The 20,132-nt window shown below is 67.4% G+C and carries 19 protein-coding genes; 10 read left to right on the top strand and 9 right to left on the bottom strand.

All coding sequences use genetic code 11. The features are described from left to right. Positions 1–52 precede the first annotated feature (52 nt). Positions 53–733 (top strand): GDSL-type esterase/lipase family protein, encoded by a 681-nt coding sequence (locus tag U0025_RS20110; protein ID WP_037490711.1) that lies wholly within the window; start codon positions 53–55, stop codon positions 731–733. Here the strand turns inward: U0025_RS20110 and U0025_RS20105 are convergent, their stop codons facing one another. From U0025_RS20105 to U0025_RS20090, 4 genes are read right to left on the bottom strand one after another with little or no spacing between them, the layout of a single operon-like run. Further along, positions 734–1,531, bottom strand: a complete 798-nt coding sequence (locus U0025_RS20105) for a 3'(2'),5'-bisphosphate nucleotidase CysQ (RefSeq protein WP_026109305.1) — start codon at positions 1,529–1,531, stop codon at positions 734–736. Beyond that, positions 1,518–2,864 (bottom strand): TldD/PmbA family protein, encoded by a 1,347-nt coding sequence (locus U0025_RS20100; RefSeq protein ID WP_004209303.1) that lies wholly within the window; start codon positions 2,862–2,864, stop codon positions 1,518–1,520. Before U0025_RS20100 ends, U0025_RS20105 begins: the two co-directional genes overlap by 14 nt. A gap of 39 nt (positions 2,865–2,903) precedes the next feature. After that, a complete protein-coding gene (gene nudC / locus U0025_RS20095) occupies positions 2,904–3,824 on the bottom strand; it encodes an NAD(+) diphosphatase (protein WP_004209302.1) in 921 nt (306 codons plus the stop codon). Then, the gene (locus tag U0025_RS20090) at positions 3,811–4,881 is read right to left on the bottom strand and encodes an A/G-specific adenine glycosylase (protein WP_004209301.1); all 1,071 of its coding nucleotides are present in this window, start codon (positions 4,879–4,881) and stop codon (positions 3,811–3,813) included. The genes nudC and U0025_RS20090 overlap by 14 nt, the downstream gene beginning before the upstream one ends. A 26-nt stretch (positions 4,882–4,907) precedes the next feature. On the opposite strand from U0025_RS20090, the gene U0025_RS20085 reads away from it, so the two are divergent. The 5 genes from U0025_RS20085 (at position 4,908) to U0025_RS20065 (ending at position 11,643) form a co-directional block, all read left to right on the top strand. Further along, on the top strand, positions 4,908–5,450 hold the full coding sequence (locus U0025_RS20085) for a DUF721 domain-containing protein (protein WP_004209300.1): 543 nt from the start codon (positions 4,908–4,910) through the stop codon (positions 5,448–5,450). A gap of 41 nt (positions 5,451–5,491) precedes the next feature. Then, positions 5,492–6,160 carry a thioredoxin domain-containing protein gene (locus tag U0025_RS20080; protein WP_004209297.1) on the top strand — a complete coding sequence of 223 codons (669 nt, stop codon included), beginning with the start codon at positions 5,492–5,494 and terminating at the stop codon, positions 6,158–6,160. A gap of 44 nt (positions 6,161–6,204) precedes the next feature. Continuing rightward, positions 6,205–6,939, top strand: coding sequence for a thioredoxin domain-containing protein (locus U0025_RS20075; protein WP_004209296.1), 735 nt, complete (start codon positions 6,205–6,207; stop codon positions 6,937–6,939). A 77-nt stretch (positions 6,940–7,016) separates the two neighbouring features. Continuing rightward, positions 7,017–10,460: a chromosome segregation protein SMC gene (smc, locus tag U0025_RS20070; RefSeq protein ID WP_004209295.1), complete on the top strand. Its 3,444-nt coding sequence runs from the start codon at positions 7,017–7,019 to the stop codon at positions 10,458–10,460. 76 nt (positions 10,461–10,536) lie between these two features. Next, on the top strand, positions 10,537–11,643 hold the full coding sequence (locus U0025_RS20065; protein ID WP_004209294.1) for a pyridoxal phosphate-dependent aminotransferase: 1,107 nt from the start codon (positions 10,537–10,539) through the stop codon (positions 11,641–11,643). Here U0025_RS20065 and U0025_RS20060 read toward each other — a convergent pair. Both U0025_RS20060 and ubiA read right to left on the bottom strand, forming a co-directional pair. Next, on the bottom strand, positions 11,640–13,106 hold the full coding sequence (locus tag U0025_RS20060; protein ID WP_004209293.1) for a phospholipase D-like domain-containing protein: 1,467 nt from the start codon (positions 13,104–13,106) through the stop codon (positions 11,640–11,642). The genes U0025_RS20065 and U0025_RS20060 overlap by 4 nt on opposite strands. Beyond that, positions 13,103–14,011: a 4-hydroxybenzoate octaprenyltransferase gene (ubiA, locus tag U0025_RS20055; protein WP_004209291.1), complete on the bottom strand. Its 909-nt coding sequence runs from the start codon at positions 14,009–14,011 to the stop codon at positions 13,103–13,105. Before ubiA ends, U0025_RS20060 begins: the two co-directional genes overlap by 4 nt. Positions 14,012–14,106: 95 nt before the next feature. Between ubiA and U0025_RS20050 the strand changes: the two genes are divergently transcribed. Together U0025_RS20050 and U0025_RS20045 are read left to right on the top strand one after the other, a co-directional pair. Then, positions 14,107–14,853 carry a 16S rRNA (uracil(1498)-N(3))-methyltransferase gene (locus U0025_RS20050; protein WP_004209289.1) on the top strand — a complete coding sequence of 249 codons (747 nt, stop codon included), beginning with the start codon at positions 14,107–14,109 and terminating at the stop codon, positions 14,851–14,853. A 101-nt stretch (positions 14,854–14,954) separates the two neighbouring features. Next, positions 14,955–16,328 (top strand): glutamate--cysteine ligase, encoded by a 1,374-nt coding sequence (locus U0025_RS20045; protein WP_004209288.1) that lies wholly within the window; start codon positions 14,955–14,957, stop codon positions 16,326–16,328. Positions 16,329–16,346: 18 nt separating this feature from the next. Here U0025_RS20045 and U0025_RS20040 read toward each other — a convergent pair whose 3' ends face one another. From U0025_RS20040 to U0025_RS20030, 3 genes are read right to left on the bottom strand one after another with little or no spacing between them, the layout of a single operon-like run. Then, positions 16,347–17,648 carry a methyltransferase family protein gene (locus tag U0025_RS20040; protein ID WP_037491874.1) on the bottom strand — a complete coding sequence of 434 codons (1,302 nt, stop codon included), beginning with the start codon at positions 17,646–17,648 and terminating at the stop codon, positions 16,347–16,349. A gap of 50 nt (positions 17,649–17,698) precedes the next feature. Then, positions 17,699–18,334, bottom strand: a complete 636-nt coding sequence (locus U0025_RS20035; RefSeq protein ID WP_004209286.1) for a DUF1345 domain-containing protein — start codon at positions 18,332–18,334, stop codon at positions 17,699–17,701. Between the two features lie 38 nt (positions 18,335–18,372). Beyond that, complete coding sequence (locus U0025_RS20030; RefSeq protein ID WP_004209285.1) at positions 18,373–18,948, bottom strand: hypothetical protein; 576 nt, start codon at positions 18,946–18,948, stop codon at positions 18,373–18,375. Between the two features lie 141 nt (positions 18,949–19,089). Between U0025_RS20030 and ruvA the strand changes: the two genes are divergently transcribed. Then, positions 19,090–19,695: a Holliday junction branch migration protein RuvA gene (gene ruvA / locus U0025_RS20025; protein ID WP_037491871.1), complete on the top strand. Its 606-nt coding sequence runs from the start codon at positions 19,090–19,092 to the stop codon at positions 19,693–19,695. A gap of 75 nt (positions 19,696–19,770) precedes the next feature. After that, positions 19,771–20,076 (top strand): GIY-YIG nuclease family protein, encoded by a 306-nt coding sequence (locus tag U0025_RS20020; RefSeq protein ID WP_004209283.1) that lies wholly within the window; start codon positions 19,771–19,773, stop codon positions 20,074–20,076. The last annotated feature ends 56 nt before the right edge of the window (positions 20,077–20,132 follow it).

Below are 20,132 nucleotides of genomic sequence, written 5' to 3'. Positions count from 1 at the left end.
TTCGGCCATTAGCAGGAGGGTCGCCATCATCTTGCAGAGACTGGATACAGCTTTGGGCAAGCGTCTGCTGGCCCTGTCGATTTTTTGCGTGATCGTCGGGGGCTGGTTCGCCTTCACCCATTATCGCGATGCCAGCCAGACCCTGCCGGACGGGCAGGGGCGCGAAGGGCCATGCGCCCTGTGGTTCGTGGGCAGTTCGTCGATCAAGCGCTGGACCAGCCTGGAGCAGGATATGGCGCCCTGGGTCGCGCATAATCGCGGCATCAACAGCGCCACCTTCAACGAGATATTGCCGCGTTTCGCCAATATCGAGCCGGGAACGCCAAAACCGGCGGCGATCATCCTCTATGCCGGCGAGAATGATCTGGCGGGCGGGCGACAGCTACGGCCGATCTTCCACGATATGGCCCGCTTCCTGGAGATGCGCAGCGACATGCTGGGCAATGTGCCGGTCATCATCCTGTCGGTGAAGCCCAGTCCGGGGCGCTGGGCGATCTTTCCGCAGCAGCAAATCTATAATGATGCGACCCGGCGGCTGATCCCGCACATGCAGAATGTCCATTATGCCGACATCACCACGCCACTGCTGAAGGACGGCAAGCTGGGCGACAATTATCAGGCAGACAAGGTGCATATGAACCCGGCCGGTTACCGCATCTGGGCCGATGTCGTGCGGGCTAGACTGAAAGAGGTGCTGCCCGCCCAGACGGTGAAGGCCTGCACCGGCGGCTGATCAGGCCTTGCCCAATATTTCCTTCGCGCGCGGCGCGAGGCGGGCGGCGGCGGCCGCATGGATGCCCGGCGCCGCGCAGAGCAGGCCGAAGGCGACCGGCTGGGGCCGGTTGAAGGCGAGCGGATCGCCCAGCGCGTCGGTGACGATGGCGCCGGCCTCCTGCGCGATCAGGGCGGAGGCGGCGACATCCCATTCATTGCCCCAGCGCACGGTGGCGACCAGATCGGCCTCATCGGCGGCGACCATCGCCATGCGCAGCGCGATGCTGTTGGGCTTGTCCACGGTGACGAGATCGCGGTCGGCGCGCGGCAGCTGATCGGCGGGCACGCGGGCGCCAGGCAACATGGTGCGATTGCCGGCATGGAGCGGCACGCCATTGCGGGTCGCCCCCTGCCCGGCCTGCGCAATCCACAATTCCTTGCGCGCGGGCGCCGCTAGAATGCCGAGCCTGACCGCGCCATCCTCGACCAGGGCGACGGAGACCGCCCAGCCGGGCCGGCCGCGCAGATAGTCGCGGGTGCCGTCGATCGGATCGACCACCCAGACACGCGATACGCCCAGGCGATGCACGGTATCGGCTGTCTCCTCCGACAGCCAGCCGGCCTGCGGATCGATCGCCGCCAGCCGTTCGCGCAGCATGACGTCGATTTCCAGGTCCGCCTCGCAGACCGGATGGCCGGGCACCTTTTCCCACTGGCGCACGCGCGTTTCGCCATCGGCCCATAGCGCCAGCGCGCGATCGGCCGCATCGGTGACCGCCGCGACGACGGCCGGCAACAGAGGCTCAGCCGCCGGCAACGGTCATCCCGTCGACGCGCAGGGTCGGCACGTTCATGGCATAGCGGAACATCAGGTCATTGGCCGGCACAAGGGTGCGGAACATGTCCTTCAGATTGCCGGCGATGGTGATTTCGGACACGGCCGGGCCGACCGCGCCATTTTCGATCAGGAAGCCGGCGGCGCCGCGGCTATAGTCGCCGGTGACGCCATTGACGCCCATGCCGATCAGTTCGGTGACATAGATGCCGCGCTTCACATCGGCCATCAGTTCGCCGACCGACAGGCTGCCCGCTTCCATATGGACATTGGTGATGCCCGCGCCCGGCGCACCGGCGCCGCCCCGGCTGGCATGGCCGGTGGGTTCCAGGCCAAGCTGGCGGGCCGAGGCGCTGTCCATCAGCCAGCCGGTCAGCACGCCATCCTCGATCAGCGCGCGGCGCTCGACCGGCAGCCCTTCGCCGTCAAACGGGCGCGAGCGCAGGCCGCGCAGCAGCAGCGGATCATCGATGACCGTGATCTTGCTGTCGAACAATGTTTCGCCCAGCGAGTCCAGCAGGAAGCTGGAGCGGCGGGCGATCGCCGGGCCGACCATGCCGCCGATCAGATGACCGACCAGGCTGGAGCCGATGCGCGGATCGAAGATGACCGGCATGACGCCGCTTTCCACCTTGCCCGGATTGAGTCGGGCGACCGCGCGCTGGCCGGCGCGTATGCCGACCGCTTCGGCATCGTCCAGATCCTTGAGATGGCGGCTGGCATGGCTGGCATGGTCGCGCTGCATGTCGGCGCCGCTGCCCGCGAGCACGCTGGCCCAGGTCGAATGATTGGTCGCGGCATAGGCGCCGGCAAAGCCATGGCTGGTGGCAAGCGCGACCTGGCTGCGGCCGCTGGCGGCGCCGCCGCCTTCGCTGTTGGTGATGCCGGGGATGCTGCGCGCCGCTTCTTCCGCGATCAGCGCGCGTTCGCGCAGCGCGGCGGGTTCAGGCTCTTCCTCGTCGACCAGGTCGAGCGAGGGCGCGCGCTTCCTGAGCAGGCGATCCTCCGGCGCCAGGCCGGCATAGGGATCTTCCGGCGCTTCGCGCGCCATGGCGATGCTGCGATCGATCAGCGTGGCGAGCGTCGCCGGGTTCATGTCCGACGCGGAAATGCTGGCCGAGCGCTGGCCGATGAAGACGCGCAGGCCGATCTCCTCCCCCTCGGACCGTTCGACATCCTCCAGCGCACCAAGCCGCACCGCCACCGTGGTCGAGGCGTTGCAGGCATAGATGGCGTCGGCCGCGTCCGCCCCCGCCTTGCGCGCCGCCGTCACCAGATCCTGCGCGCGCGACTGGGCTTCTTCGAGGCTGAGCATAAGGGGAGGTCGATCCTGTAGTGAAGACGAAGCCGGGCCTTACGCCCTTGCGTCGGACGGGGCAACCGCGCCGCGCAGCCAATGGTCGAGCAGGTGCCAGGCGACCGCCATACGCGGCGGCGCCAGGAAGGGCGCGTCGGGATCGCCCGCCAGCGCGGCGGCGACGCCATCGGCATCGCACCAGAAGGCATGTTCGATCTCGGTCTCGTCCAGGGTCAGCGCGGGATCGTCGCACTGGGCGACACAGGCGATCATCAGCGAGGACGGGAAGGGCCAGGGCTGGCTCATCACATAGCGGACCGAATGGACCGTGATGCCGGCTTCCTCCTTCAGTTCGCGCGCGACCGCTTCCTCGACCGTCTCGCCCGGCTCGATGAAGCCGGCGAGCGCGGAATAGCGGCCGGGCGGCCAGCTATGCTGGCGGCCGAGCAGGACACGGCCCTGATGTTCGGCGAGCATGATCGAGACCGGGTCGACGCGCGGGAAATGTTCGGAAGCGCAGGATTCGCAGCGCCGCGCCCAGCCGGCCTTGTGCGCATGGGTCGGCGCGCCGCAAACCGAGCAGAAACGGTGGCGGGCATGCCAGAAGACGAGGCTGCGCGCGGTGCCGTAGAGCGCAACGTCGGACGCGGAGACGAGATCGGCGAGGCCACGCGATCGCGGCGTCGCGTTGGGCCCCTGTTCCAGCGTCTCGACCAGATGGGCGAAGATCGGGCGATCCTGCAGATCGACGCCGAGCAGCACATGCTGCTCGATCCGGGCGTCGGGACCGAGCGGCGCCAGGGCCAGGCCATGATCGTCGGTCACCGGCTCCAGCCCTTCGAGGATCAGCAGCCGGGCATTGGACGCGGCAAAGGCCTGCGCATGGAGCGCGGGATTGCTGCGGATATGGTCGACCCGGTCGAGCGTGCCGCCGACGAAACCGGGCAGGCCATGCGCTTGGGGGTCAGTTCCGTGCATCGTCCGTCATCTCCTTCATCGCCGCATCGGCTGCCCGCGCAAACAGGGTGGGTAGCCCCGCCTCGCCGATCCGGTCGCGCGGCCACCATTCGCCCGCGCCCGCCGGCACATGGTCCAGCCCCACATGGGTAGTGTGGACGCTGAGCGCCAGCGAGAAATGGGTGAAGACATGGGCGACCGGCGGATCGATGGTCTGCCACTGCGCGACGAAGGGCGGCGTGGCGTCAGGCGCAGCATTCCAGTCGGAACTGGGCAGCGCGCGCATGCCGCCCAGCAATCCCTTGTCCGGGCGACGCACCAGCCAGACCTGGCCGTCGCTCCGTTCGATCCACCAGGCATGGCCGAGGCGATGGGGCTTGGCCTTTTTCGGCGCCTTGACCGGGAAGGCGGCAGGATCGGCAGTGCGCACCGCCGCGCAATCCTGACGCAGCGGGCAGATGCCGCAGGCGGGATTGCGCGCCGTGCAGATGGTGGCGCCCAGGTCCATCATCGCCTGGGCAAAATCACCGGCGCGCAGGTCCGGCGTGATGCTGTCGGCCGCCGCGCGTATTTCCGGCCGGGCGGCGGGCAAGGGCGTCGCTATCGCGAACAGGCGGGCGACCACCCGCTCGACATTGGCATCGACCACCACGGCGCGCTGGCCAAAGGCGATCGCGGCAACGGCAGCGGCGGTATAGGCGCCCAGGCCCGGCAGGGCGCGCAATGCGTCTTCGGTATCGGGGAAGCGGCCGCCATGGTCGGCCACCACGGCGCGGGCGCAGGCCAGCAGGTTGCGGGCACGGGCATAATAGCCCAGCCCCGCCCAGGCGGCCATCAGATCGGCGTCGGCGCTGGCGGCCAGATCCTCCACCGTCGGCCAGCGGACCGTGAATTTCTCGAAATAGGGGCCGACCGCCGCGACCGTGGTCTGTTGCAGCATCACTTCGGACAGCCAGACATGATAGGGATCGGCCGCATTGGCGCCCGGCGGCGCGCGCCAGGGCAGGCGCCGGGCATGGACGTCATAATGGGCCAGCAGATCCCGTGCGATTTTTGAACCCGACATCTCGACGCGCATGGCGGCCCTATGCCATGTAGCGCGCCATGACGGAACGCCCCCCGACCGCGAAAAAGACGAGCCGCGCCGCGCCGCCGGCCGAGCGCCCCCGCACGGGTGCGCCGCGCGCGATCGCCGATCTGATGCCGGAAATCGGCCGCACCGCATTCCGCAAGTTCGGTTTCGTCCAGTCGAGCATCGTTACCCGCTGGAACGATATCGTCGGCGCCGACTATGCCGCGATCACCGCGCCCGAATCGATCCGCTTCCCGGTCGGCCAGAAATCGGGCGGCACGCTGCAACTCACCGTGATGAGCGGCCATGCGCCGATGATCCAGCATGCGCTGCCCGACATCATCGAGCGGGTGAACCGCTTCTTCGGCTATGCCGCCGTCGCCAAGGTGGCGATGAAGCAGGGCATGGTCGGTCCCGCACCGGTCGAGCGGCGCCCGCCGCCCCGAAACCTCAAACCCATTCCGGTCGAGCTGGGGGATTCCCTGCGCGACATCGGTGATCCGGAATTGCGCAAAGTCCTCGAATCGCTGGCACAGGGGCTTGCGAATTCGAATGGCCTGCCCAAGATCGGTTGATGCAACCCGCCCCGTCCGGGGCGATGCCTTAGGACTGCCCCATGACCAAGTTCCGCCTTTCCCTGCTTGCCCTGATCGCCGTTCCCGCCATCGCCGTCGCCGCCGCGCCCAACTGGGTCGCGCAGGTGGTGCGTTCGCCGATCGGCGGCCATGTCATGGGCAACCCCGCCGCGCCGACCAAGCTGGTCGAATATGTCAGCTATACCTGCAGCCACTGCGCCCATTTCGTGAATGACGCGAGTGCATCGCTGAAGGCCGATTATGTGAAGGGCGGCAAGGTCAGCGCCGAAGTGCGCAACGCGGTGCGCGACAAATATGACCTGACCGCCGCGCTGCTGGCCCGCTGCGGCGGCGCCAAGCGCTTCATGGGCAATCATGAGGCGCTGTTCGCCAACCAGGATGCCTGGATGGAGCAGATCATGGCCTATGACAAGGGTGCCGCCAAGCCGACCGAGCAGAAGGCGGCGCTGCGCGATATCGGCCAGAAGACCGGCCTTTATGCGCTGATGAACAAGCGCGGCTTCACCAATGCGCAGCTCGACGCCTGCATCGCCGACCCGGCATCGGAAAAGGCGATCCTGGCGATGACCGACGAGGCGTGGAACAAGGTCAAGATCACCGGCACGCCCGGCTTCGTCGTCAACGGCACGCTGGTCCAGGGATCGACCTGGGAGTTGCTCAAGGCCGCATTGCCCGCAGCCGCCCGCTGATCTAAACCGTCCCCAACTATCCATAATTCGGAGCGTCGCCCGTCGTGAAAGTCCTGTCCGGCCTTGCCCTTATCGCCCTGTCCCTGACGCTTGCCGGTTGCGGCAAGAAGGATGAGGGCAATGCAACCTCCGCCGCGCCGATCGCCGCCGTGTCCGCGCCCGCCGGCACCAGCTGGTCGGAAACCGTCGCCGAAACGCCCGAGGGCAATTTCGTGATGGGCAATCCCAATGCCAAGCTGAAGCTGGTCGAATATGGCTCCTTCACCTGCAGCCACTGCCGCGACTTCGCCCATGAATCGTCGGAAGAACTGAAGGCGATGGTCGATAGCGGCAAGATCAGCTACGAATTCCGCGTCTATGTCCGCGACCCGATCGACATCACGACGGCGCTGCTGGCCCGTTGCGGCGGCAAGGACATCTACTATCCGCTGTCGGAACAGTTCTTCGCCAACCAGAGCGCGATGTTCGAAAAGGCGCAGGGCCTGGGCGACGCCCCCTATCAGGCGATGGTGTCGGCGCCGCCGGCGCAGCGTTTCGGCCAGCTGGCCAACGCGCTGGGCCTCATCGACTATGCCAAGCAGCGCGGCATCGCCGAGGATCAGGCCAAGCAGTGCCTGGCCGACACGGCAACTGCCGAGAAGCTGGCCAAGGGCGTCGAAGCGGCCAATGCCCAATATAATATCTCCGGCACGCCGACCTTCCTGATGAACGGCGTGGTGGTCGAGAATGCCTCGTCCTGGCCGGTGCTGAAGAACAAGCTCAAGGAAGCGGGTATCTGATTGGCGCAAGGGGGGGCGACATCTGAAGGCCTGAGGCCCAAGGAGACCGGGGCGGCACCCTGCCCCGGCGTTTCCCCATGCAGATAAAGCGGCTCAAGCTTTCGGGCTTCAAGAGCTTCGTCGATGCGACCGAATTGCGCATCGAGCCGGGCCTGACCGGCATTGTCGGCCCCAATGGCTGCGGCAAATCCAACCTCTTAGAAGCGATCCGCTGGGTGATGGGCGAATCCAGCGCCAAGTCGATGCGCGGCGGCGGCATGGAGGATGTGATCTTCGCCGGCACCACCAGCCGGCCGCAGCGCGACTTTGCCGAAGTGTCGCTGCTGACCATCCAGGAACAGGGCGAGCTGTTCAACGCGGTCGATGTCGGCGCGGATGGCGAACTGGAAGTCACCCGCCGGATCGAGCGCGGCGCGGGCAGCGCCTATCGCGCCAATGGCAAGGATGTGCGCGCCAAGGATGTGGCGCTGATCTTCGCCGATGCCGCCACCGGTGCGCACAGCCCGGCGCTGGTCAGCCAGGGCCGGATCGCCGCCGTCATCGCCGCCCGGCCACAGGAACGGCGCGCCATGCTGGAAGAAGCGGCGGGGATCGCCGGCTTGCATGTCCGGCGCAAGGATGCCGAGCAGAAATTGCGCGCGGCCGAGGGCAATCTGGCCCGGCTGGACGAGATATTGGCCGACATGGACAGTCGTGCCGGCAATTTGCGGCGTCAGGCGCGCGCGGCGGAACGCTATATCCGCCTGTCCGAACAGATCCGCATTGCCGAAGGCCGGGTGATCTTCGCCCGCTGGCGCGAGGCCAATGCCAGTGCCGAGGCGGCGCGGGCCGAGGCGAAGCTGGCCGAAGCCACGGTGGGCGCGGCGCAGGAGGCGCTGACCGCGGCCAATGTCCATAGCGGCGCGGCCGTGACCGCGCTGGCCGAGCGGCGGGCCGAGGCCTTGGCAACGCGCGATGCCGCCAGCGAATCCGGCCACCAGCTCAACACGCTGAAGGCCGAGCGCGACGGGGTGGTGCGCCGGCTGCATGATCTGGCGCAGCAGGCGGCGCGGCTGGACGAGGATCGCGAGCGCGAGGGGACGCTGGCCAATGACGCGGCCGAGGCGATTGCGCGGCTGACGGCCGAGGTCGCGAGCCTGAAGGCCCGGATTGCCGAGACCGAGGCGATGCGTCCCGATTTCGCCGCGCGCATCGCCCGCGCCGAGGATGGTGCGCGCGATGCCGAGCTGGAGCTGGCCAGGGCGATGGCCAAGCAGGCGGGCGAGCAGGCCGAACTGCGCGTCGCGGAGGCGGCGCTGGCAGCAGCGCGCGACCGGCTGGGCCGGGCGGAGCAGGCGATGCGGCGGCTGGAGGGGGAGGCGGCGGCCTTGCCCGATGCCGCACCGCTGGAAGCGAAGCGCGACGAGGCGACGGCGGCGCAGGTCCGCGCCAATGCCGATCGCGAGGCGGCGGAAGCGGCGATCGCGACGGCCGAGACGGAGCGGCAGGTGGCGAGCGAGGCGCGGGCGGCAGCGGAGGCCGCGCTGGCATCGGCACGGGCGGCGCTGGCGGCGCTGGACAGCGAGGCGACGGCGCTGCGCAAGGCGATCGATGCCGGCGGCAGCGGCCGGGCGCGGGCGCTCGACCAGTTGAAGGCGGCACCGGGCTATGAGCGGGCGCTGGCGGCGGCGCTGGGCGATGATCTGGAAGCACCGATCGGGGCCGAGGGGCCGCGCCGCTGGGCGGGTGCTGACGCGTTGAAGGATGATCCCGGCTTGCCCGACGGCGCCAGCCCGCTGGCCGCGCACGTGACCGCACCCGCGGCGCTGGCGCGGCGGCTGGCGCAGGTGGCGGTGGTGGAAAATGACAACGGCCAGGCGTTGCACGTGGGCCAGCGGCTCGTGACGCTGGATGGGCAATTGCGGCGCTGGGATGGCTATATCGCGGTCGAGGGTGGCGCGGCGGCCGCCGAACGACTGATCCGCATCAACCGGCTGGAGGCGATCGATGCCGCGCGCCCAGAGGCTGCGCAGGCGGTCCAGGCGGCGCAGGCGGAACAGGCCGAGGCCGGCGCGCGCGAGAAGGCGGCGGTGGATGCGCTGGCGGCCGGGCGCACCAAATTGAGCGATGCCGACCAGCGATTGCGCACGGCGCTGCGCGCGGCGGACGAGGCGGCGGGGGCGCTGGAGCGGCTGAGCGGCAAGCGCGAGGCGATCGAGGAACGGCTGGCCGAGGCCCGGCGCGACCAGGAGACGGCGCAGGCCGAACATGACAAGGCGTCGGCCGCGCGCGCCGCCCTGCCCGATGGCGCCGAGACGCGGGCGCAGGTGGCGGCGCTGTCGCAGGCGAGCGAGAAGGCGCGCATGGCCGTCAGCCAGTTGCAGGCCGACCAGGCACTGGCCGACCGGGCGCTGTCGAGCGATCGCGAGCGCATGGCGGCCGCCGATGCCGAGGCCAAGGGATGGAATACCCGCGCCGGCGAGGCGGCCAAGCGCATCGCCGCCATGGCATCACGCGGCGAGACGGTGGTGCAGGAGCGTGCCGCGATCGAGGGCCAGCCCGAGGCGCTGGGCGCCAGCATCGCCACGCTGACCGAGGAGCGCGAGGCGCAGGTCGAGCGTGCCGAACAGGCCCGCCGCGCCGAGATCGAGGCCGAGGCGACGCTGAAGGCAGCCGAAAAGCGCGCGGCCGATGCCGGCGAAGCGCTGGCCGGTGCGCGTGAGGCGCGGGCGACGGCGGTGGCGCGCGCCGAGGCGGCGGACGAACGGCGGATCGAGACCAATCGCCTGTCGGGCGAGCGGTTCGAATGCCCGCCGCCGGTGCTGCCGGAGAAACTGGGCTTTCCCAGCGCCGACATCCGCATCGCCCAGAGCGAGCAGGCCGAGCATGATCGCCTCTCGGCCGAGCGCGAGCGGATCGGCCCGGTCAATCTGGTCGCAGCGCAGGAGCTGGAGGAGCTGGAGACGATCCAGGCGACCAGCCGGTCCGAAAGCGCGGAACTGACCCAGGCGATCAACCAGCTGCGCGGATCGATCGGCAGCCTCAACCGCGAGGGGCGGCAGCGGCTTCTGGCCGCGTTCGAGGCAGTGGACGGGCATTTCCGCCGGCTCTTCACGACGCTGTTCAATGGCGGCCAGGCGCATCTGGAACTGATCGACAGCGACGATCCGCTGGAGGCGGGGCTGGAGATCATGGCCCAGCCGCCGGGCAAGAAGCTGGCGGCGCTGACCCTGTTGTCGGGCGGCGAGCAGGCGCTGACTGCGGTGGCGCTGATCTTCGGCCTGTTCCTCACCAATCCGGCGCCGATCTGCGTGCTGGACGAAGTCGACGCGCCGCTGGACGACGCCAATGTCGAGCGTTTCTGCGACCTGCTCGATGCGATGGTCGCCCAGACCCGGACCCGCTACCTGATCGTCACCCATAATGCGGTGTCGATGGCGCGCATGCACCGCCTGTTCGGCGTCACCATGGTGGAGCGCGGCGTCAGCCGGCTGGTGTCGGTCAACCTGCATGGCGCCGAGGCGCTGCTGGCGGCGCAATAGGGCCAGCGCCGCGCAACCGGTCCTTGCCGCCGCGTGTCGGCTGGCGAAGCTGGCGGCCTGATCACGGAGTTGTGCCATGGACCTGCCGCCCTTTGCCCTCGACCATTGGCTGTCGGCCTATGATTTCGCGACGCCGCCGATCGCCTATAATCTGGCGTCGAGCACCGGGCCGCGCTGGAGCGTGGCGGAGATTTGCGCGCTGGGCGACGCACCGCTGGCGATCGACGATGTTGTGCTGAGCTATGCGCCGCCCGAGGGAAGCGCGGCCTTGCGCGCGGCGATCGCCGCCTTTCATGACAGCGAAGCTGACAGGGTGGTGGTGACCACCGGATCGTCGGAGGCGCTGTCGATCTTCTTCTGCCTCGCGGCGCGACCGGGCGCGCATATGTTGCTGCCCGATCCGGGCTATCCGGCCTATGCGGCGGTGGCGCAGGCCTGGGGGCTGGGAACGCGGCACTATGCGCTGACCCGCGAGACCGGCTTTGCGCAGGATGTGGATGCGATCCTGGCGCTGGTCGATGGCGACACCGCCGGGGTCGTGGTCAACACGCCGCACAATCCCAGCGGATCGGTGATGCCGCGCGCGGAGATCGCACGGCTGGCGGCGGCGCTGGCCGAGCGCGGCGTGCCGCTGCTGGTCGACGAGGTTTATCATCCGCTCTATTTCGGCGCGCCGCAGCAATCGGCCGCCGGCATCCCCAACGCCTATGTCACCAGCGACATGTCCAAGGCGCTGTCGCTGCCGGGGTTGCGGATGGGCTGGATCATCGCGCCCGACGACGCGCAGCGCGCCCGGATCATCGATGCGCGCAGCTATTTCACGATCAGCAGTTCGCCGCTGCTGGAACGGCTGGCGACCCATGCGCTGGAGCATAGCGCAGCCATCACCGATCGGCTGAAGGCCGTTGCCACTGTCAACATCGCTGTCCTCGACCGGCTGATCGCGGAAGCGAATGGCAAGCTGCAATGGGTGCGGCCGCAGGGTGGCACCACCGCCTTCCCCTGGCTGGGGGACGGGCGCGACAGCCGGCCGCTGTGCGAGGCGCTGGCGGCGCAGGGCGTGCTGCTGGCGCCGGGCGACTGCTTCGGCCAACCGGCGCATATGCGGCTGGGCTTCGCGCAGCAGGCCGAAGGGTTCGCGATCGCGGCGGAGCGGATCGCGACTGCCCTCACCCTATTTTAGCTGCGGCCGAACCAGCCCTTCATCCGGCGGAACAGGCCGCGCTCGCTGACCGCTTCGAACATCTCGTCCGGCCCTTCGGGATCGAGCACCTCATTATCGGCGAGCCAGGCCTGGACATCGGCGAGGTCCGGCACCTCATAGGGGCGCAGGGTGCGGCCGGGCTTGGTGCGCAATTCCTCGATCGCGGCGATCAGGCCACGCTGGGCGATCACCGCCGACACACGCTCGCGCGGCAAATCGAGATGTTCGGCGATCAGGTCGTCGCGAATGGCGAGAATGGTTTCCTGCCGGCCGTCATTGCCGGGCAGCGCGGTGTCGATCACCACGTCGCATTCGGTGTCGAGCCGCATCGAGCGGTTGTTCATGTTGGACGAGCCGACACGGATCAGCCGGTCATCGACGATCAATATCTTGGCATGGACATAGATGGGGGCGCCGCGCGTGGTGAAGGGGTGGTAGATGCGCAGCTTGCCATGCGGGTCGCGCTCCTTGAGCGCCTCGAACAGGCGGGCGCGGGCGGTGTCCATCGCCTGCTGTTCCAGCCAGCCATCGGCCTGGAGCGGGTTGATGATGACGATGTCCGGCCCGTCCGGATCGCCGAGCCGCTTGGCGATCGCCTCGGCAATGCGGCGCGAGGCGAAATATTGGCTTTCGGCATAGATGCAGTGCCGGGCGGCCGCGATCTGGTGGAGATAGAGCTGCTCGATCTCGATCAGCTCTTCCTGATCGTCCATCTTCGGCGCGGAGCGGGCGATGGCGACATCGACATGCTCGAAATGGACCGGCAGCGCGTCGGGCCAGCAATCATATTCGCCCTCGACCGGGGCCAGTTCATCGCCGCCGGCACCGACCCAGCGGGCGCGGGCATGGTCGCCCAGCGCCATCGCCACCGGCCCCTGCAAGGCGGTCGTCGCATCATGCCAGGGGCCATAGGGTGAGCCGTCGGGATGGCGGCGGGCCGGATCCTCGTCGCGATGATGGCGGGTGTCCCAGCGGTCGCCGGTCATGTCGATGCCGCCGCAAAAGGCGAAACAATCATCGATCACGACGATCTTCTGATGATGGGAGGCGGCGGGCGGATGATGGCCGTCCAGCTTCACCGTGACGCGCGGATGGGCCATCCATTTGAGCGTGGTGAAGAGGTTGGTCGGCCGGACCATCGACTTCATCGCGCCCATGTCCCAGCGCAGCAGATAGATTTCCAGGTCCGGCGTGCGTTCCACCAGCCAGCTGATGAAGTCGCCGATCACCACCGGCGCGCCATCATCGGACTGGTCTTCGCGGATCAGGCTGATCGCGGCGTCGAAATCCCAGCCGATCAGCATGATCCGCTTCTTCGCCTTCAGCATCGCGGCGCGGGCATGGCGGAAATAGGCATCGGCATCGACGATCACGCTGGCACGCACCGCCTGTTCGATGCGCCAGCAATCCTCGCCGGGGGTGGGAAGGCCGGTCATGCTCATGCGCCGGCACTTCCGACGACCAGACAGGCAAGGAACATCAGCAATCCTGCAAAACGGTTGGATCGGAATTTGACGAGCGGATCGGTGCCGTCTTCCTTCAGCGTGCCGACCTGCCATAACAGATGGGCGGCCATCGGCGCCAGCGCGACCAGCGCCAGCAGCTGCGGCCGGACCTGCCAGATGGCGCTGGCCCACAGCGCAAGCGCGACGAGATAGCAGAGCGTCACCCCGCCCCGGACATGACGGCCCATCGACAAGGCGCTGGAGCCAATGCCGATCAGCGCGTCATCCTCCCGGTCCTGCAGCGCATAGATGGTGTCATAGCCCAGCACCCAGAAGATGCAGCCGGCATAGAGGCACAGGCCCGGCAGGGTCAGCGCACCGGCAATCTCGCTCCAGCCGACCAGCGCCGCCCAGGAAAAGACGATGCCGAGCCAGACCTGCGGCCAGCCGGTGATCCGCTTCATGAAGGGATAGGCCGCTACCAGCGCCAGTGAGCCGAGCGCCACGACCTGGGCATAGCCGCTGAACTGGAACAGCACGATCAGGCCGATCAGGCAGAGCGCGAGCAGCCAGGCCCAGGCGGTCTTGACCGACATCGCGCCGCTGGCGAGCGGCCGGGCGGCGGTGCGCGCGACCCGCGCGTCGAGATCGCGATCGACGATATCGTTGAAGACGCAGCCCGCGCCGCGCATCGCGATGCTGCCGAGCAGCAGCCACAGGATCAGCGGCCAGCGGACAAGGGCACCGCCCGCCAGTGCCACGGCCCAGGCGCCCGGCCAGAACAGCAGCCACCAGCCGATCGGCCGGTCGAGTCGGGCCAGCGAGGCCAGGATTCGCGGGGTTTCCGGCAGGCGCGCGAGCAGGCCGCGCGCTTCGCTGTCGGGGACGATCGACTGATTCACTGCAACTCCGTTCGTCCCGCGCTTGTCGGGAACGCGCTTTCCTCTTTAGGGAAGATCGGGCCGACGACAAGCGCGGCCGGAATGGACGAGACAAAATGACCGCTACCCCCGCCTGGCCGCCGCAGAGCGCCCCGCGCCTGCATGTCGAAACGCTGCTGGGCGAAGGGGTCGCCGTGCCGGTGGACGGCAATGGCGCCCATTACCTCATCAGCGTGATGCGGGTGAAGCCGGACGATATCGTGCTGCTGTTCGACGGCAAGTCGGGCGAATGGGCGGCGCGGGCGCGCGATATTCGCAAGCGCGACCTGGTGCTGGAATGCGTGCAGCAAACCAAGCCGCCGGAGGTGGTTCCCGATTTCTGGCTGTGCTGCGCGCCGATCAAGAAGGGGCGGATCGACCTGATCGCGGAAAAGGCGTGCGAGCTGGGCGTGGCGCGATTGCAGCCGGTGCTGACCCGGCGGGCGGTGGTCGACAAACTCAATCTCGACCGGCTGCACGCCCATCTGGTCGAGGCGGCCGAGCAATGCGGCCGCACCGCCCTGCCCGAACTGACCGAGATGGTGAAGCTCGACGCGCTGCTGAAGGGCTGGTCGGCCGAGCGACATCTGTTCTTCGCCGACGAGACCGGCGGCGCATCGCTGGACGAAACCTTGCGCGCCCATCCCGGCCCGGCGGCCTTCCTGGTCGGGCCGGAGGGCGGATTCGACCCGGCCGAGCGCGACGCGATCCGGGCGACGCCGGGGGCAGTGCCGGTGTCGCTGGGCCCGCGAATCCTGCGCGCGGAGACGGCCGCGATCGCCGCCACGGCGGCCTGGATGACGGTGAATGGCGACTGGGGCTAATGGTTTTCTTCCGCAACCAATTGAAGCGGACATAGGCCTGCCTTATCTGTCGCATTCGCGCCTCGATTTGACGCGCAAAGGGGAAAGATTAAGGGCGGGGCATGAGCACCAGAACAGACTCGGGCGGACATGATCCCGTCATCGAAAGCCGCGACCAGCTGATCGCGGCCTTTGCCAAGGGCGCCAAGCCCAAGGATCGCTGGCGGATCGGCACCGAACACGAGAAATTCGTCTATTCGACGAAGGACCATCACGCCCCGGCCTATGAGGAAAAGGGCGGCATCCACACGCTGCTGATCGGCCTCACTCGCTATGGCTGGAGCCCGGTGTTCGAGGGCGAGAATATCATCGCTTTGTCCGGCGCCGACGGCACGATCAGCCTGGAGCCGGCTGGCCAGCTGGAACTGAGCGGTGCGCCGCTCGACAATCTGCACCAGACCTGCGCCGAGACCGGCCGCCATCTGGAACAGGTGAAATATGTCGGCGACATGCTGGGGCTGGGCTTCCTGGGCCTTGGCATGTGGCCCGACAAGACCCGCGCCGAGCTGCCGATCATGCCCAAGGGCCGCTACGACATCATGCTGCGGCACATGCCGCGCGTGGGATCGATGGGCCTGGACATGATGCTGCGCACCTGCACCATCCAGACCAACCTCGACTATGGCAGCGAGGCGGACATGGTGCAGAAGTTCCGCGTCTCGCTGGCGCTGCAGCCGCTCGGCACCGCGCTGTTCGCCAATTCGCCCTTCACCGAGGGCAAGCCCAACGGCTTCCTGTCCTATCGCAGCCATATCTGGTCGGACACCGACCCGCAGCGCACCGGCATGCTGCCCTTCGTGTTCGAGGACGGCTTTGGCTATGAGCGCTATGCCGACTATGCGCTCGATGTGCCGATGTATTTCGTCTATCGCGACGGTAAATATATCGATGCGGCGGGCCTGTCCTTCCGCGACTTCCTCGACGGCAAGCTGTCGGTGCTGCCGGGCGAAAAGCCGACCGAGAAGGATTGGGAGGATCACCTCTCCACTGCCTTCCCCGAAGTGCGCCTCAAGAGCTTCCTGGAAATGCGCGGGTCCGATGGCGGGCCGTGGAATCGCATCTGTGCGCTGCCGGCCTTGTGGGTCGGCCTGCTCTATGACCAGGGTGCGCTCGACGCGGCCTGGGATCTGGTCAAGGACTGGAGCATGGAGGAGCGGCAGGTGCTGCGCGATTCCGTGCCGAAGCTGGGCCTGGACGCGCCGGTGTCGGGCGGGCGCACGCTGCGCGACATCGCGCCGCAGGTGCTGGACATCGCTCGCTCAGGGCTGGCCGCGCGCCAGCGGTTCAACGCCGCAGGCGACAATGAGACCGGCTATCTGTCGGCGCTCGATGAAGTGATCGCCACCGGCAAGACCCCGGCCGAACGGCTGCTCGACCGCTATCATGGCGAATGGGGCGGCGATGTCAGCCGCGTCTATGCCGAGGAAAGCTTCTGATCCTACCCAGCCCGCCGGTCATTCGGCGGGCTGGGTTTCCCGTGGCGCGTCCGGCTTGCGGCCGACGACCCAGGCGAAGAAGCGCGGCACCGGCGCATTGCGTGCCATCCAGTCGCTATAGGCCTGATAGGCGGGATCGGCGGACAGATGCTGTTCCTCCGTCCTGGCCCGCCAATAATAGACAGCGTTGGTGACACCCAGCAGCGCGCAATTGCGCACCATGTCGGTCAGGCTGCCCGTGGTGGTGAGGAAGGGCAGCGACGAGAACCACCAGAAGAGATTCTTGGTCAGATAGGCCGGGTGGCGGGTCCAGCGATAGGGCCCATGGGTCAATATGCCGCGATGGGTAAGGTTGGAGAAGCGGATGCCGAAGGCGACCGTCGCCCAGGCATAGATGGCGGTCAGCAGCACCAGCAAGGCGCCCAGCCCCCATTGCAGCGCCGGCATGCCGTGCGTCCAGACATCCCATTCGGCGCCGCCGCCATGATAGTCGAACGGGCCGCCCGCCCCCATCATGACGAAGGGCGGATAGCAGAGCAAAGCCGCGAGCCAACCGCCCAGATAGGGATTGGCGGTGCGGATATGGGAATCCAGCGGTTTCATCGTCAGCAGATAGCCGACCGTCGCCATGCAGACGTCGATCATGAACATGATGCCGATCAGGAAACCGGTCAGCGCGACCGGATTGTGCAGCAGGTCGTCGAGCCGCCAGTCGATGACGCTGGCGAAATTGCCCGGCACGATGCTGATCATGAAGGCGGTGAAAAAGCCCTTCACCGCCCAGGCGCGGGCATGGTTGGCGACCTGTGCCATGTCCGCCTTGCCGGCCGCGCCACCGATGACCCACTGACCGAAGGCGAAACAGGCATCGCGCGGTTCGACCAGCCGGCGGTCGAGCCAGATGACATAGGGGATGGACAGCAACAGCAGCCAGGGCGCCGCCGCCATCAGCAGATCCATGGCGAAACGATAGCTGCCGGTCCAATACCAGCGACCGATGCAGTAGCAGACGGCAATGGCCAGCCATGTGGCCCACAGGCCTGCGATCTTCACCAGGCTGATGTCGAGCATGCTGCGGACCGAGCGGGCCGGCGCGTTCCAGTCGACGCCGGTGCTGGGGTTGCGATGCACCTTGTCCACCAGCAGCGACCACAGCACCATCGGTATGCCGCAGGCGACTACGGCAGCCAGACCGGCATTGGGACCGTTCATGCCATAATGGCGCGCCACCAGGGTCCAGAGGCCAAGGCCGACAAGGCCGGCAATGCCGACACCATGGCTGACGGCGGATTTGGGGCAGGGATCGGCGCTCTTGCTCATGGGATCGGGCTTATAGCCGATATTGGTAAGCAAGCCATGAAGCCATCGCCTCAGCCGCCCAGCACGTTGATGGTGAAGGCGAGGATGCCGAGGTTGAAGACGAAGGCGGCGAGGCAGTGGAGCGTCACCGTGCGGCGCATGCCGGTCGCGGTGATCGACACGTCGGAGGTCTGGAAGGTCATGCCGAGGGTGAAGCCGAAATAGAGGAAGTCCCAATAGACCGGCTCGTCCGTGTCCGGGAAATCCAGGCCGCCCGCATCCTTGCCCTTGTCATCGGCGAGGTAGAAGGCATGGGCATAGTGCATCGCATAGACGAGGTTGGAAAAGAGCCAGGCGATGACGAGCGTCGCCAGCAGCAGCACGACGCTTTCCGCATCGGGATGGCCCGGCGCGCTGGCGGCGACGCCGACCGCGACCAGGATGACGATGCACACCACCCCGGTCAGCAGCAGCATCAGTTGCCGGTTGGCGTCGTTGAGCACGGCCTCGCGCCGCATCTGTGCCGGATCGGAATCGATCAGCGGCACGGCGGCGAGGCAGAAGGCGATGGCGGCCAGGTCGAACCCGCCCATCACCGCCTCATGCCAGGGCAGCCAAAGGGCCAGCGGCGCGATCGACAACAGCAGCATGAGGAACATGCCATAGCGCCAGGGAAAGAGGGTGGATCGCTTCTGCGTCTTGGCCATGGCGCATCAAAGGCCTGAAAATGCCGCCGCGCAAGCGTTTAGAGCACGGTCGCCACCAGGCCGAGCGCGGCTGCCTCATTGGCTTCCAGATACCAGTTTTCCGGCGCACGCTGCAGCACCTCCTCCATCGTCACCTGCGATCCCAGGATCAGATTGGCGAACCCCTCATTCTGGATCGCGATCGATGCCTCGATCTCGTGGAGCGAGGCCTTGAGCGTAGCGATGCAGGTGGAGAGCGGCCCTTCGAGATGGATATTCTTGGTGATGAGCCGCTCATGGATCATCAGCCGGGTGCCGCGCGTCAGATAGCGATTCTCGGTGGCGAAGAAGCTCATGAAGGTGGCGCCGGCCGAATAGACCGCGGTCTTGCCGAGGAAGACCAGGCGCCGTTCGGGATAGAGGTCCGAATGGAAGCGGATATCCTCCCCCATCATCCGCGCGATCTCCGGATCGCCACCCAGGGTGGAGATTTCCACCACCACCAGCCCCTGCTGCGGCGCGGTGGACAGGCAATTCTTGAAATGCAGATACATGCCATGATCGACCACGCCCGACAGCATGATCGCGGGAAATTCGAAATCCTTGGGGGTCAGCATCGGCGCGGTCATCAGCATCGTCTCTTGGTCCTCTGGCGGATGGCAATCGACCGGCATTACGCACGGGCCGCCATTTGGTGCCCGAGCGGCCATGCGCTTTTGTCTGGCGCGGGGCGCAAGAGGCTGTAAAGAACAGATCATGACCATGGGGCAATGGCGATGATCGCGAAACTCAAAGGACGGCTGGACAGCACGGGCATCGACCATGCCATCATCGATGTCGGCGGGGTCGGCTATCTGGTCGGCGCGTCATCGCGGACGCTGGCGGCGCTCGGCCCGGTGGGCGAGGCGGTGACCATCCATACCGAGATGCTGGTGGCCGAGGATTCGATCCGGCTGGTCGGCTTTGCCCGCGCCGAGGAGCGCGACTGGTACCGGCTGCTGACCCATGTGCAGGGCGTGGGATCGCGCGTGGCGCTCGCGATATTGTCGGCGCTGGAGCCGCTGGAACTGCACCGCGCGGTGGCGATGGGCGACAAGGCGATGATCGCGCGTGCCAATGGCGTTGGCCCGAAGCTCGCCCAGCGCATCGTCAATGAGCTGAAGGACAAGATCGGCGCCGCCCCGGCCGGTGCGCCCGGCATGCCGGGCGTGGTCGCGCTGCCGACCGGCAGCTTTGCCGCCGACGCGCTGTCGGCGCTGCAGAATCTGGGCTTCAAGCCGGCCGAGGCGAGCGGCGCGGTGGCCGCCGCCGAAGAGGAACTGGGCGAAGGCGCCAGCCTTGACGCGCTGGTCCGCCTGGCGCTGCGGAAGGCGGCGAAGTGACGGCCTTCCGCCAAGGCCGTCATGCTGAACTTGTTTCAGCATCCATGGCGCCGGCTGCACCGAACGGAGGCATCAATGAAGCAGCCGTGCGTCTATATTCTGGCGAGTCAGCCATACGGCACGCTCTACATCGGCGTGACCTCCAACTTGCTGGGCCGGATGATGCAGCATCGCGCAAGCAGGATGCCGAGCTTTACCGCTCGATATGGCGTGCATCGGCTTGTCCGTTACGAAGCCTGCGATACGATGGAACAGGCCATCCTTCGCGAAAAGCAGCTGAAACGGTGGCATCGCCAATGGAAAATCAATCTCATCGAAGCCGACAATCCGCAATGGAGCGATCTGGCGATGGAATTGGGATTGCCCCCCTTAAGTCCGTGACGGGGGCAGGATGGATGCTGAAACAAGTTCAGCATGACGAAATGAGTGATATCCGC

It is taken from the genome of Sphingobium yanoikuyae (assembly GCF_034424525.1).
GTDB classification, from domain to species: Bacteria; Pseudomonadota; Alphaproteobacteria; order Sphingomonadales; family Sphingomonadaceae; genus Sphingobium; species Sphingobium yanoikuyae.
Note: the sequence above shows the minus strand (reverse complement) of the source record. Positions and strands in the feature narration are given on the sequence as shown.